Origin of the sequence: Rhizobium sp. SU303 (genome assembly GCF_021052345.1) — a bacterium.
GTDB classification, from domain to species: domain Bacteria; phylum Pseudomonadota; class Alphaproteobacteria; order Rhizobiales; family Rhizobiaceae; genus Rhizobium; species Rhizobium laguerreae.
Genome location: NZ_CP088095.1, coordinates 1,717,432 through 1,731,344 on the forward strand (window position 1 = coordinate 1,717,432; position 13,913 = coordinate 1,731,344).

The 13,913-nt window shown below is 61.1% G+C and carries 12 protein-coding genes and 2 pseudogenes; 7 read left to right on the plus strand and 7 right to left on the minus strand.

Features of this window, described 5'->3' with window-relative positions; all coding sequences use genetic code 11:
- Positions 1–2: 2 nt before the first annotated feature.
- From RlegSU303_RS34535 to RlegSU303_RS08530, 5 genes and pseudogenes are all read left to right on the plus strand, one after another.
- Positions 3–187, plus strand: a pseudogene (locus tag RlegSU303_RS34535) (hypothetical protein); the annotation flags it as partial.
- The gene (locus tag RlegSU303_RS08515; RefSeq protein WP_168279460.1) at positions 118–1,950 is read left to right on the plus strand and encodes a TRAP transporter large permease; all 1,833 of its coding nucleotides are present in this window, start codon (positions 118–120) and stop codon (positions 1,948–1,950) included. The pseudogene RlegSU303_RS34535 and the gene RlegSU303_RS08515, both read left to right, overlap by 70 nt.
- A gap of 13 nt (positions 1,951–1,963) precedes the next feature.
- Positions 1,964–2,962, plus strand: coding sequence for a TRAP transporter substrate-binding protein (locus RlegSU303_RS08520; protein WP_168279461.1), 999 nt, complete (start codon positions 1,964–1,966; stop codon positions 2,960–2,962).
- Between the two features lie 42 nt (positions 2,963–3,004).
- Positions 3,005–3,259, plus strand: coding sequence for a hypothetical protein (locus RlegSU303_RS08525; protein ID WP_231283644.1), 255 nt, complete (start codon positions 3,005–3,007; stop codon positions 3,257–3,259).
- A complete protein-coding gene (locus RlegSU303_RS08530; RefSeq protein WP_168279462.1) occupies positions 3,256–3,915 on the plus strand; it encodes a peroxiredoxin in 660 nt (219 codons plus the stop codon). The genes RlegSU303_RS08525 and RlegSU303_RS08530 overlap by 4 nt, the downstream gene beginning before the upstream one ends.
- 152 nt (positions 3,916–4,067) lie before the next feature.
- On the opposite strand, the pseudogene RlegSU303_RS08535 reads toward RlegSU303_RS08530, so the two are convergent.
- Positions 4,068–4,792 (minus strand): annotated as a pseudogene (locus tag RlegSU303_RS08535) (glutathione binding-like protein).
- A gap of 194 nt (positions 4,793–4,986) precedes the next feature.
- Here RlegSU303_RS08535 and RlegSU303_RS08540 point away from each other — a divergent pair.
- Both RlegSU303_RS08540 and RlegSU303_RS08545 read left to right on the plus strand, forming a co-directional pair.
- Positions 4,987–5,970 (plus strand): lytic transglycosylase domain-containing protein, encoded by a 984-nt coding sequence (locus RlegSU303_RS08540; RefSeq protein ID WP_206106422.1) that lies wholly within the window; start codon positions 4,987–4,989, stop codon positions 5,968–5,970.
- 92 nt (positions 5,971–6,062) lie between these two features.
- On the plus strand, positions 6,063–7,019 hold the full coding sequence (locus RlegSU303_RS08545) for an NAD-dependent epimerase/dehydratase family protein (protein WP_206106421.1): 957 nt from the start codon (positions 6,063–6,065) through the stop codon (positions 7,017–7,019).
- An 85-nt stretch (positions 7,020–7,104) separates the two neighbouring features.
- On the opposite strand, the gene RlegSU303_RS08550 is transcribed toward RlegSU303_RS08545, so the two are convergent.
- From RlegSU303_RS08550 to RlegSU303_RS08575, 6 genes are all read right to left on the minus strand, one after another.
- Entirely contained in the window at positions 7,105–8,370 is a 1,266-nt protein-coding gene (locus RlegSU303_RS08550; protein WP_131644075.1) for a glycerate kinase type-2 family protein, read from the minus strand.
- A gap of 136 nt (positions 8,371–8,506) precedes the next feature.
- Positions 8,507–9,904 (minus strand): dipeptidase, encoded by a 1,398-nt coding sequence (locus RlegSU303_RS08555; RefSeq protein WP_131644074.1) that lies wholly within the window; start codon positions 9,902–9,904, stop codon positions 8,507–8,509.
- A gap of 17 nt (positions 9,905–9,921) precedes the next feature.
- The gene (locus RlegSU303_RS08560) at positions 9,922–10,980 is read right to left on the minus strand and encodes an ABC transporter ATP-binding protein (RefSeq protein ID WP_131644073.1); all 1,059 of its coding nucleotides are present in this window, start codon (positions 10,978–10,980) and stop codon (positions 9,922–9,924) included.
- Between the two features lie 7 nt (positions 10,981–10,987).
- Entirely contained in the window at positions 10,988–11,779 is a 792-nt protein-coding gene (locus RlegSU303_RS08565; protein ID WP_131629442.1) for an ABC transporter permease, read from the minus strand.
- Positions 11,776–12,600 (minus strand): ABC transporter permease, encoded by an 825-nt coding sequence (locus RlegSU303_RS08570; protein ID WP_168279463.1) that lies wholly within the window; start codon positions 12,598–12,600, stop codon positions 11,776–11,778. The genes RlegSU303_RS08565 and RlegSU303_RS08570 overlap by 4 nt, the downstream gene beginning before the upstream one ends.
- Before the next feature lie 121 nt (positions 12,601–12,721).
- Positions 12,722–13,762 (minus strand): ABC transporter substrate-binding protein, encoded by a 1,041-nt coding sequence (locus RlegSU303_RS08575; RefSeq protein WP_131629440.1) that lies wholly within the window; start codon positions 13,760–13,762, stop codon positions 12,722–12,724.
- Positions 13,763–13,913 lie beyond the last annotated feature (151 nt).

Consider the following 13,913-nt stretch of genomic DNA (forward strand, 5'->3'; position numbering starts at 1 on the left):
CGGCCGCTGTCGATACTTTCATCTTTTCCAGCATCCGCTGCTTGAGGAAACCTATCGTTTCGGCGAAAAGGAGCTGCCGCGGTTCGATGTCAGCAGGGAAGTCAGAAGGTACGTTTTGTGGCCACCAGCGAATTTCATTCGATCGAACGGACCGCTCTGGATGATGGACTTGCGGCGCGCGCCTTGAGGGCGATCGAAGCGGTTCTCGGCATTGCGGCGGCACTCGTTCTCGCCGCGCTGCTCTCCATGGTGCTCGTCACAGTCTGCCTCCGTTATTTCTTCAGCGCCGGCTTCATCGGCGCCGAGGATCTCGGTATCTGGCTGCATGTGGGTCTGATCGCGCTCGGAGCGCCGCTCAGCCTCAATAGCGCGCTTGCCATGCGCCTCGACGTCTTCGTCAAGATGCTGCCGGAAAGCCTGCAGAAGGTCACGCCGATCGGCTCCGATGTTTTCACCGTGCTTTCGGCGCTGATTCTGAGCTTCGGCGGCAGCGAGATCATGACGATGCTTGGCGGCGTGTCGCCGACGCTCGGCGTGCCGGAATGGATCCGCTTCGGCTTTCTCGGCGCCGGTGGCGCGTTGATCCTCGTCGTGCTGCTTCTGCAGCGCATCGCCGAAGGCAAGATCCTGCCGGTTTTGCTCTCGCTTGCCGTCGGTGTCGCGCTCTATGCCGGCATCCCGCATGTCTCGCTCGATCTCGACTGGCCGCCGAGCATCTTCCTCGGACTGATCGCCGCGGTCGGTCTCGTGCTTGCTGCGCCGCTGCCGCATGCCTTTCTTGCCGCAGCCTATGTCGTCATCGCCTTCGGCAGCAGCCTGCCCGAGCCGGCGATCGTTTCCGCGACCGTCACCGGCATATCGAAATTCCTGCTGCTCGCCATTCCCTTCTTCCTGCTCGCCGGCGGCCTGCTGACGGCCTCCGGTGTCGCCAACCAGCTTGTGCGCTTCGCTGCCGCCATGGTCGGTCATCGCCGGGCCGGGTTGGCGCAGACGACGCTGTTGACCAGCGTTCTCTTTTCCGGCGCCTCCGGCTCATCGGTCGCAAATGCCGCCTTCGGCGCATCGACCTTCCAGCCCGAGCTGGTCAAACACGGCTACCGGCCGGCACAGGCAGCGGCGATCATCGCCTCGACATCGGTTCTCGACAATGTCATCCCGCCGTCGATCGCCTTTCTCATCCTTGCGACGGCCACCAATCTTTCCGTCGGCTCGCTGCTCGTCGGCGGCTTCTTTGCCGGCGGATTGATGGCCATATGCCTGGCGGTCGCAATCCATCTGACGGTCAGCGAACAAGTGCCGTTGCCGCGCGCAAATGCGAGACAGCGCTGGCAATCGGCGGTCCAGGCAATTCCAGCTTTCGGGCTCGGCATCATCGTCGTCGTCGGCATCCGCATCGGCATCGTCACGACCACGGAGGCCGCAGCACTTGCTGCTTTCTACACGCTGCTGCTCGGCATCGGCGCGCGCCTCGGCGTTCTCTCGCTCTATGCCGCCTTCCGTCAGGCAGCAGTCGAAGCGGCGGCGATCGGCCTTCTCATCGGCACGGCCGGCCCCTTTGCCTTCCTGCTGGCGGTCGACGACGTGTCCGGACTGATCTCGCACCTGACGACGGCGCTCGGCGGCAGCGCGCTTGCGGTCGTCCTGCTGTCGAACGTCATCCTGCTGGTGGTCGGCCTCGTTCTCGACATCGGCGCCGCGATCCTGCTCTTCGGTCCGATCCTTCTGCCGGCAGCGGTCGCCGCCGGCATCGATCCCATCCAATTCGGCGTGATCATCGTCGTCAACCTGATGATCCATGGACTGACACCGCCGCTCGGCATGCTGATCTTCGTCGTCAGCGGCGTCACGCGCATTCCCGCCTCGGAGCTCTTTCGGGCGGTGGTTCCCTATCTGCTCGCTCTCCTGGTCTCGCTCGCAATCCTTTGCGCCTGGGCCATCATCTTCTCGTAAACAGGACAACCCCATGGACAAATTTAATCGACGCAATTTCCTGAAGACCGCAGCTCTGGCTGGAACGGCGCTTGCAGCGCCCGCCTTCGTTCGCAGCGCCGCCGCCCGCACGACGACGATCACGATCGCCTCGCTGCTCGGCGACGACAAGCCGGAAACGAAGATCTGGGTGAAGATCGGCGAATTGGTCGAAGCGAAACTCCCCGGCCAGTTCAAGTTCAATATCGTCAGAAACGGTGCGCTCGGCGGCGAGAAGGAAGTGGCCGAAGGCGTGCGCCTCGGCTCCATCCAGGCCAGTCTTTCGACGGTTTCGTCGCTCTCAGGCTGGGCGCCGGAACTGCAGATCCTCGATCTGCCCTTCCTCTTCCGCGATGCCGACCATGTCCGTAAAACCGTCGGCGGCGATGTCGGCGCCGATCTCAAGCAGAAACTGCAGGCGCAGAATTTCGTCGTCGGCGATTTCATCAATTACGGCGCCCGCCATCTCCTGACCAAGGAACCGGTGACGCGGCCGGAGCAGCTCAAGGGCAAGCGCATCCGTGTCATCCAGAGCCCGCTGCACACGAAGCTCTGGAGCGCATTCGGCACGACGCCGATCGGCATTCCGATCACCGAGACCTACAATGCGCTCGCAACCGGCGTCGCCGACGCGATGGATCTGACCAAATCGGCCTATGCCGGCTTCAAGCTCTATGAGGTCGTGCCCGATATGACCGAGACCGGCCACATCTGGGCATCCGGCGTCATCTATTATGCCTCGACCTTCTGGGGTGGCCTCGACGACGAGCAGAAGGTGGTGTTCCAGCAGGCTTCCAGCGAAGGGGCTGCCTATTTCAACCAGCTGATCGTCGACGACGAATCCAAATCCGTCGAGACCGCGCTTGCCAACGGCGGAAAGCTCTTGAAGCCGGAAGCCTTCGACGAGTGGCAGAAGGGCGCCCAAGGTGTGTGGAACGATTTCGCGCCTGTTGTCGGCGGCATCGACAGGATCAAATCGGTCCAGGCCGCCTGAGCGAAGGGTAGGGCGGTTCTCCTGCAGCTCGTGACGAGACCGATGGAAAAACCATCGGTCTCTTCATCCCGCGCACTTGCCGGAAAAATAATGCCGGAGCAGGCCGGAAATCGAAAGAGCATGCCTTCGGTGATTGTGGTATATGACTTACTTAAAATCCTGGAATGGGAAGTTTTTACCTTCGGCCGGTGCGATCCTGTTGACCGCAATCTCGCGACCGCTTCCGGCGGACGGATCCCATGGCCTCGATTTGAGATAAACAACATTGAACACAAGGCTTTGGAGGGCCGACCATGAGCTTACGCATCAACGATATTGCCCCCGATTTTACCGCCGACACCACCCAGGGACCGATCAGCTTCCATGAGTGGATCGGCAACGGCTGGGCCGTCCTGTTCTCGCATCCGAAGAATTTCACGCCTGTGTGCACGACCGAGCTCGGTGCCATGGCCGGCCTGGCCGGAGAATTTTCCAAGCGTGGTGCCAAGATCATCGGCATCTCCGTCGATCCGGTGGAAAGCCATGCCAAGTGGAAGAACGACATCAAGACCGCCACCGGCTTCGACGTCGAATATCCGCTGATCGGTGACAAGGACCTTAAGGTCGCCAAGCTCTACGACATGCTGCCAGCCGGCGCCGGCGAGAGCTCGGAAGGCCGTACGCCTGCCGATAACGCCACCGTGCGGTCGGTCTTCATCATCGGACCCGATAAGAAGATCAAACTGATCCTGACCTATCCGATGACGACGGGCCGCAATTTCAATGAGATCCTGCGCGCCATCGATTCCATCCAGCTGACGGCCAAGCACCAGGTGGCGACACCGGCGAACTGGAATCAGGGCGACGACGTCATCATCACCGCCGCGGTTTCCAACGAAGACGCAATCACGCGTTTCGGCTCCTTCGATACGGTTCTGCCCTATCTCAGGAAGACCAAGCAGCCGACGGCTTGATTGCTGCTTTCAAGCCATTCCCAAGCCGCCGCGGCCGTATGGCCCGGCGGCTTTTTCGTGCAGGCATTCTGGAAGAATGTCGCCCCGCTGCGCCTTGCTTTTGCGCAATTCCGGACGCAAACCGCTGCGCACTTTTGCTGGAATTGCTAGGCTCAATCCGGAACGGGAAGGGCGCGCTGGTTGTAGAGGATCTTGCGGATGCGCGCCTGTTCCTCTTCGGAGAGCTTACTGTTGTCGGTGCTAAGATCGGCGCCGACCGCCAGGCCGCGCTGAACGCCGGGCCTTGCGCCGACCTCCTCGAACCATCGCTTGAAATGTTTGAACTCGTTGATGTCCTGACCCTGTGCCTGCCAGTTGACGGTCCAGGGATAGCTGACGATGTCGGCGATGGTGAATTCGTCGCCGGCAAGATAGCGCCGGTCGCGTAGCCGCATGTTGAGAACGCCGTAAAGGCGGTTGGCTTCGTCGGTGAAGCGCCGCACCGCATAGGACTGGTCGCCTTCGCGATCGCCAAGGCGACGGAAATGACCGGCTTCGCCGAGTTTCGGCCCCCCTGGTTCGCCATCTGCCAGATCACCCATTGCGTGACCTCGTATTTGCCGCGCAGATCCTGCGGCCAGAATCTGCCGGTCTTCTCGGCGAGGTAGAAGAGGATCGCGCCGGATTCGAAGACGCTCAACGGATCGCCGCCATCGGCAGGTTCGTGGTCGACGATGGCAGGCATGCGGTGATTGGGGTTGAGTCTGAGGTAATCAGGCTTGAACTGGTCGCCTCGGCCGATATTGACCGGCACCAGCCGATAGGGCGTGCCCGTTTCCTCCAGGAAGATCGAAACCTTCTTGCCGTTCGGCGTCGGCCAGTAGTGGAGATCAATCATCTGCTTATCCTCGTTCGCTTAGGCATTCCTGATGAGCAGAATAGCGTTGCGACCATGGCAGGCCGAATATGTTTGTTCCAAAATCGATGGCGAAATTAAAAACCTGTGAGCGTTCCTGGCGCCAATTCGGGTGCAGATATGGAAATGGGGAAGCGTCGCGCTTTGATCGATGGTATCTAGAATCGAGCGTCGAGATGGAAGTTCGAACCCGCCGAGATCCGATGATACGCCGAAAGCGTCAGTCCGACATTGCGAGGAGATCGGCGAAGGCCATGCTTTGGCTCTGTCTTCTGTTTCCCGCCGTGGACACAGTAAAGGCCCAGCCTGAGGGGAGCGCCGGGCCGCCGGTCTGCTTGTATTCGGGACCTTCGGCGGCGGGATCGGGTGAGACGCTCTGCATCCGGAAAGACAGTTTCAACTACGACCTTTGCGTCGCGATCGAGCATTTCGCCAGCGCCAATCGATTGCCAGCGGATTATTTCGCCCGTCTCATCTGGCGAGAAAGCACCTTTCGCCCTGATGCAGTCAGCTTCAAGGGAGCCCAGGGGATTGCGCAGTTCATGCCCGGAACGGCGAAACTGCGCGGTCTCGAAGACAGCTACCAGGTGTTGGAAGCGCTCCGGAAATCGGCGCAGTATCTCGACGAATTGCGCAATCGTTTCGGCAATCTCGGCCTTGCCGCCGCCGCCTATAATGCCGGTGAAAACGGCCTTGCCACTTACCTTACGTCAGGCAGATTACCTTACGAGACGCGTGGCTACGTCACGGCGATCACCGCGCATACGGTCGAGGAATGGAAGGATAACCCACCGGAAGATGCGGCCGCCCCGCTCGACAAGGACAAGTCCTTCCTCGATGGCTGCGTGGCGCTTGCGGAGAGACGGACGTTGAAGGACACGCCCTGGCGTCAGGAGGGCGAATGGGCTCCCTGGGGCGTCCAGCTTGCGGCGAATGCGAATGTCGCGGTAGTCAGGCGCATGTTTCTCGATGCCGTGCAGGATCTGCCCGCGCCCCTGAATGCGGAGCAGCCGCTGATCCTGCGCCAGCGCGATCGCAGCTTCGGCTTTCGCCCGCGTTATGCTGCCCGCATCGGCCGGCAGACACGCATGGAAGCCAACGACCTATGCACCCAGATCCGCAAGCATGGCGGCACCTGTCTTGTTTTCAGGAATCGATAGCGGGCCTGGTCCAGCCCCTTGATCACGAAAAGTCTGCTTGCAGGATCACCTGAGCGCAGCATATTCGACACGGAAATGCAAAAGGAGGAACGATGATGCGGGTTTTGGTAATCGGAGCAACGGGCCATGTCGGAACCTATCTCGTTCCCCGTCTGGTGGAAGCCGGTCACGACGTCGTCACGATCAGCCGCGGCACGGCAAAGCCTTATACGGCAAACCACGCCTGGGCTGCCGTCGATCAGCATCAGATGGATCGGGCTGCGATGGAGCGGACGGGTGATTTCGGCCCGGCCGTACGTGCATTGAAAGCCGACATCGTCATCGACATGATCTGCTTCTCGCTGGAAAGTGCCGAGCATCTGGTGACGGCGCTGTCGGGGCATATCGGTCACTTCCTGCATACCGGCACGATCTGGACGCATGGCCATTCGACGGTCGTACCCACGCTGGAGGAGACGCCGAAATTTCCCTTCGGCGACTATGGGACGCAGAAGGCGGCAATCGAAACCTATCTGCTGCAGCAGGCAAGGCTTCACGGATTTCCGGCAACCATCATCCATCCCGGGCACATTGTCGGTCCCGGCTGGACGCCGCTCAATCCGGCCGGCAATTTCAACCTGCAGGTCTTTTCAACCCTTGCCCGCGGAGAGACCCTGGCGCTGCCCCACTTCGGCTTGGAGACCGTTCATCACGTCCATGCCGATGACGTGGCGGCGATGTTCATGGATGCGATCGCCAACTGGAATGCGTCGACCGGCGAAAGTTTCCACGCGGTTTCGGAGCAGGCATTGACCCTTCGCGGTTATGCTGAATCCATGTCTCGCTGGTTCGGGCACGAGCCGAAGCTCAGCTTCGCCCCATTCGACGCCTGGGCCGAAAGTCAGACGGCTGAGGATGCGAAGGCGACCTGGGAACATATTGCCCGTAGCCCGAATTGTTCGATCGCAAAAGCCGGACGCCTGCTGGGTTACACTCCGAGATACACGTCCCTGCAGGCGGTGCAGGAATCGGTGGGTTGGCTGGTCGAACAGGGGCGGATCGAGACCTGATCCGCCAGCGCCGCGCAGCGGCCGGCTGCTCTTGTTTTACGCAATTCCGGACGGAAAACCGCTTCGCACTTTTCCTGAAATTGCTCTAACGGATCAGGATCGCCCTGAAATCATTGACATTGGTTCCGGTCGGGCCGGTTTCGAACAGATCGCTGGTGGCCGCAAAGCCCGAATAGCTGTTATTGCCGTCGAGCAGCCGGCGCGGATCGAGCCCGGCGGCGCGCAGGCGCCTCACCGTGCCGCCATCGGCAAAGGCGCCGGCATTATCCTCCGAGCCGTCGATCCCGTCGGTGTCGGCGGCGAGGACATGAATGCCCTCCTGTCCGTCGATCGCAAGCGCCATGGCGAGCGCGAATTCGCCATTGCGTCCGCCCTTGCCACCCCTGGCTCTCAGCGTCACCGTCGTTTCGCCGCCAGAAAGGATGACGACCGGCTTGGAAAACGGCCTGTTCCGGCCCAACACCTCGCGGGCGATCGCCGCATGCACCAGCGCCACGTCACGCGATTCCCCCTCGATCGCATCTGAAAGGATAGCCGGCTCGATCCCCTGCGATTTTGCCAGGGCGGCAGCTGCCTCCAGCGAAACGCCGGCGGAGGCGATGATGTGATGCGCGTGCCGCAAAAACACCGGATCGTCCGGCCGCGGTGCATCGGCTTTCGGCGAGTTCAGATGGTCGAGTGCTGCCTGCGGCAGCTGCAATCCGTATTGCCTGATGATGTCGAGCGCATCGTGCCGTGTCGAACCATCAGGCACTGTCGGCCCGGAGGCGACATGAGCCGGGTTGTCGCCGGGAATGTCGGAGACGATCAGGCTGATGACGCTCGCTTTGGTCACTGCCGCAAGTCTGCCGCCCTTGATGGTGGAGAGATGCTTGCGCACGACATTCATCGCCGAAATCGGCGCGCCCGAGGCAAGCAGCATTTCGTTGAGCGCAATCTCGTCTTCGAGGGTCAGCCCGTCCGGCGGGGCGGGCAGCAGCGCCGAGCCGCCGCCGCAGATCAGCGCGATCACCAGATCGTCTTCCGTCAGCCCGTTCACCGTCTCCGTCAGCCGCTTTGCGGCGGCAAGGCCAGCCGCATCCGGCACCGGATGCGCTGCCTCGAGGATTTCGATGCCGCGTGTCTCGCAGCCATAGCCGTAACGGGTGACCACCACACCTTCGAGCGGTCCGTCCCAGACGCTTTCGAGCGCCCGCGCCATTTGCGCCGCGCCCTTGCCGGCGCCGATCACCACGGTCCTTCCCTTCGGCCTTTCAGGCAGATGCGCCTGGATGCCGGTCAGCGGATCGGCGGCGCGAACCGCCGCGTCAAACAGGCCTTTCAGGAAATCGCGGGGAGCGGTTATGGTCATCGGTGGTCTGCTGCCTCGGTGTCGATGGTAATGTGGGGCGCTTGCTGCACCATAGCCTACTGCATAATGCAGCAATTCAAAGTGTTACAGCGTCCTTTGCTGTTCCCGAAAAGCTACGCGGCGCGGTATACTTGCGTCAGTCGGCGAGGGCGGCCAGGATGCGGACCCAGGATCGTATGCCTTTATGAAAGCTGGAGAGATCGTATTTTTCGTTCGGGCTATGGACGCGGTTGTCAAAGCGGGCGAAGCCGACCAGGAGGGCATCGCATCCGAGCCGGCGTTTGAATTCGCCGATGATCGGGATCGAGCCTCCCGTGCCGGCAAGGGCCGCTTCGCATTGCCATTCCGTCGAAAGCGCCTGAAGCGTTCTGGTGAGAAACGGACTGTCGATCGGCATGACCGTTGCCGGCGAAAGCCCGTAATCCTTGAAGCTGACCGAACAATCCCTAGGGATACGTGCGCGCACGTGCCGCTGGAAGGCATCGCGGATCGCCTTGGGATCCTGTCCTTCCACCAGGCGAAACGAAATCTTGGCGCTTGCCTTCGCCGGAATGACCGTCTTGAAGCCTTCGCCTGTATAACCGCCGCTCATGCCGTTGATCTCGCAGCTCGGCCGCGCCCAGATCTGTTCGAGGACGGAACGGCCTGCCTCGCCGGCCGGATCTCTGAGGCCAATATCGCCGAGAAAGGCCTCCTCGTCGAAGGGCAGCCTTTTCCACAGCGCCTTGATGGCGTCCGGGAGCTCTTTCACGCCATCATAGAAACCCTCGACCGCGACGCCGCCATCGGCGCGCCGCAGGCTCGAAACGACGTCTGACAGCACCTGCAGCGGATTGCGCGCGGCATTGCCGAACATACCGGAATGCAGGTCTTGATCGGCGCAGGTGACTTCGATTTCCGTACTGAAGATACCGCGCAGCATCGTCGTGACGGCAGGCGTTTCGCGATCCCACATATCCGTGTCGCAGACGAAAACCGCATCGGCCTTCAACTCGTCCGCCGTGGCATCCAGAAAGGGTGCGAGGCTCGGGCTGCCGGCCTCTTCCTCGCCTTCGAACAGCATGCTCACCTGCACCGGCAGTTTTCCGGTGACGCTCTTCCAGGCGCGGCAGGCTTCGACGAAGGTCATCAACTGCCCCTTGTCGTCGGACGCGCCGCGCGCGACGATCGCGGTATCGCCGTTCGGCAAGGCTTCCATGCGCGGCTCGAACGGATCGCTCGTCCACAGCGCCAGCGGATCGACCGGCTGGACATCGTAATGGCCGTAAAACAGCAGATGCGGTCCGGATGCCGCCTTTTCATGGGCGACCACCATCGGATGGCCTGTTGTTTTGCGCACCGATGCCTCGAAGCCGATAGCAACCAGGTCCCGGCTCAGCCATTCGGCAGCAGCCCGGCAGTGATCACGATAGGCCGGGTCGGTCGAGACGCTCGGAATGCGGATCAGCTCGAAAAGCCGCGCCAGGCTGTCATCGAGGCTCCGGTCCACATAGGCAAGAACGGCATCGATGTCCTGATGGATGATACTGGTCATCGTTTCTCCTCAGCGGCTCAATCTTCCGGGTCGAGAATACAGCATTGCTCGGCCACAGGTGTCAGCACGGCGGACGCCCCTGTTTCCAGCGGATCGGACAGCGCCCCATTGGCGGTGATCTCTCCAGCTGATGTCATGCATTTGTACTGATAGGCCCGGCCGAGATAGGTGCGCGTGCCGAGCACGGCGGTGATGCCATCACCGTCACGGCTGACGGCAAGACCGTCTGCGCGGCAGGCCAGCACGAAGTCGTCCTTGATCGGCCCGAATGTTTCCTGCGACAGCTGCAGCCGCGCTCCGCCCGTTGTTTCGGCGGTCACAAGCGCGCCGTTGCGCGCGGTCACCTTCATGCGGATCAGGTTCTCGAATCCGACGAAGCGGGCGACGAAAGCATTGGCCGGCTGGCGATACAGCACCTCAGGCGCATCGAGTTGCATGATGCGCCCGGCATTCATGATCGCCACCCTGTCGGAGATCGAGAATGCCTCCTCTTGGTCATGGGTGACGTAAAGCGACGTCGTGCCGTTGGCGCGCTGGAGCTGCCTGATCTCGACGCGCATGTCGATCCTGAGCTTTGCATCCAGGTTGGAAAGCGGCTCGTCGAACATCAGAAGCGGCGGCTCGATGACCAGTGCTCGGGCGAGCGCCACGCGCTGTTTCTGGCCGCCTGAGAGCGCCGACGGCAGGCGGTCGGCGAAGGCCGAAAGGCCGACGCGGTCCAGCATGGCCATCGTTCTTTTCGTCCGCTCCGGCTGGGGAATGCGGCGCTGCCTCAGGCCGAAGGCAACATTGTCCTGCACGCTCAGGTGAGGAAAAAGCGCGTAGTTCTGAAAAACCAGGCCGATGTCGCGCGCATGCGCGGGAAGTCCGGTCAGGTTGCGCTCGCCGAGCTTGATGCTGCCGCTGCTCGGCTGCAGAAAACCGGCCACGAGGCGCAATGTCGTCGTCTTGCCGCAGCCGCTGGAGCCGAGCAGGGAGACCAACTCCCCGGCCATGACTGAGATCGACAGGTCTTTGAGCACCTGGGTGCTGCCATAATGGGCGGAGATGGAATCGATGGTGAGGGATACGGTCAAGATCGTTCTACTTTGTCAGGAAGGTGAGGCCGAGCGTGGCCTCGACGACGGCCATGACGCCGACTGTCACGAACATCAGCAGCACCGAGACCGATGCGATCGTCGGATCGAAAAACTGCTCCATATGCGCAAGGATCTGGATCGGCAGCGTTGAGATACCCGGCCCGGTCAGGAAGACCGAAACTGACACGTCGTTGATCGAGGTGATGAAGGCGAGGATGAAGGCGGCAATGACGCCGGCGCGGATATTCGGCAGGACCACGGTCAGGAAGGTTTTCAGCGGTGGGCAACCCAGGCTGATCGCCGCCTCTTCGACGGAAAAATCGAAGGCCGCCAGGCTGGCGCCGACGACACGCACCGAATAGGGCAGGATCAGCAGGGCGTGACCGACCAGCAGGCTGATGAAGATCGGCAGCCCGAGGCCAATCGTGACGGATTTCATCAGCGAAAATCCGAAGACGATCTCCGGCACCAGGATCGGCAGGACGAAGATGGTGGAAAGCCAGCGCGGCAATTCCACCCGATAGCGGTTGATCGCATAGGCCGCCGGGACGCCGATCAGCAGGGAGAGTGCCGTGCCGAGAAAGGCGACCTGCAGGCTGGTGATCGCGGTCGTGCGGAAGGCCTCGATTTCGAAGATATTGACGAACCACCGCAATGTCAGGCCCTGCGGCGGGAAGGTCAGATAGGTCGTGTCGCTGACGGCGGCACCGATGATGATGACCAGCGGTGCGAGCAGGAAGAAGAAAACGCAGGCCGCAAAACCGGCGAGGATCGGGTGAACGCGCCTGTCCATCACACCGCCATCGGATTGAGCCGGCGTGCGATGCGGCTCATGATCAGGACCACACCGAGCGTCAGCACCACCATGATGGCGGCGATCGTCGATGCACCCACCCAATCGAAAGTCACCATGGCGCGCTGGTAGAGGAAGGTCCCCATCATCATCTGCTTTTCTCCGCCGAGCAGTTGCGGTGTCGCATAGGAGGTGAAGCTGCCGGTGAAGACCAGGACCGCGCCGACGATGAGGCCGGGTGTCGCAAGCGGCAGGATCACCTGAAAGAATGTCATCAGCGGCCTCGCGCCGAGCGAGGCTGAGGCATCGATCAGATCGCGCGGGATGCCTTCAAGCACGCCGACCAGTGTCAGGATCATCAGGGGAACGAAGAGATAGACCATGGCGACGATCACCGCGCCTTCGGTATAGAGCATCGAAAGCGGCTCCCCGATAATGCCGGTCGAGATCAGCATGGCGTTCAGGATGCCGTTCTTCCCGAGAATGATCAGCCATGCGAAGGATCGGACGACGACACCTGTCAGCAGTGGAAAAACCGCCGCGACGATCATGATGCTCTTTGCGCGACCGGGCATCTGCGCGATCACATAGGCGGTGATGAAACCAACGGTGAGGGAGATCGCCGTCGTAATCAGCGCGACCTCCAGCGTCCGATAAAGAACCGCCCGGCGAAAGCCGCTGCTGAAGAATGTCACATAGGGCGCAAACACGCCCTTCGGTTCCGCAAACGTCGCCGCAATGGTGATGGCGACGGGAATGATGAGAAGCACAACGACGGCAATCGTCGCCGGCATCGTCAATCCCCATCTGGCAAAATGCTTCATCTTAAAACTCGTGGCATGTCCTGATATCAGGAGCGCCGCATCTCGGATTCGGATGTGCGGCACTTCCAGGTCTGGCCCAGGACTGGCAATGAGCCGGCCTCAGGTCGGGATATCGCGCAGCTTACTGACCGAAGACTTCGTTCCAGCGATCGATCCAGTCGGCCTTGGCAGCGTTCATCTTGGCATAGTCGATGCGGGTAAGGCCTGCCACCATATCCGGGCCATAGGTCCAGATCTTCGCCTGGTCCGGCGTCAGGCTGACCTTGGTCGAGATCGGTGCATCGACGCCTTGTTCGGCTTCAGCCTGCTGGACTTCTTTGGACAGGATGAAGTTGATGAACTGATGGGCGAGTTCGACATTTTCCGAACCCTTCGGGATGTTCACGGTATTCAGCGTGGCGATGTCGCCATCCTTGAGCTTGGCCCATGTCATCGTCGGAACGGCCGCCTGCATCGATGCCAGGGTAAAATCCTGGGCCAGCGCAACGCGCACTTCGCCTGTTGATATCAGGTTCACCAGCTCCGAGCCGGTGTTGTAGTTCTTGACGACATTGGGCTTCAGTGCCTCGATTTCCGAGAAGGCCTTGTCGGTGTCTTCATAGGCATCCGCGCCGCCATGCTTGCCGGCTTCCAGAACGACCAGCGGGCCGGCCGTAGTGGTGATTCCGGGCAAGGAGACGGAGCTCTTCAGATCATCGCGCCACAGGTCGCCCCAGGCGGTGATCGGTGGGTTGACCTTGGCGGAGTCATAGACGATGCCGACGCGTCCGATCGTATAGGCCGGGCCGTATTTGCCCTGAGGCGCCTTGCCCAGTTCGTAGATATCCGCAAGGTTCGGGATCTTCGACGCATCGATCTCCTGGAACAGTCCCTGTTCGATGCCGAGCTGCGAGAAACTGTCGGTGAGATAGATGACATCGACGCCCTTGCCATCGCGCAATTTCAGCTTGTTGAGCCGGTCGGCATTGTTGCCGGTTTCGAACACGATCTCGCAGCCGCAGATCTTCTTGAAGGGCGTGATGATGTTCGCATTCATCTTCTCGCCGTTATAGCCCCACCAGGAGATGGTCAGCATCTTCGATTGCGCATGGGCCGCGGCGGTGTTGCCGACGGCGGCAAGCAGCGCAAGAGACAGGATTTGGGCAAAACGTCTGGCCTTCATGAGCAATGTCCTTCTGTGAAAAGCGGCGTTGGCAATCGGGATCATACCCCCCACGATTTGAGGGATACTATTTTTTGATCGATCGGGCCGCAAGCTCAATAATTGGGCAAATACGATCTTGTGCGGAGAATTTTCCGGGACCGGACCATCA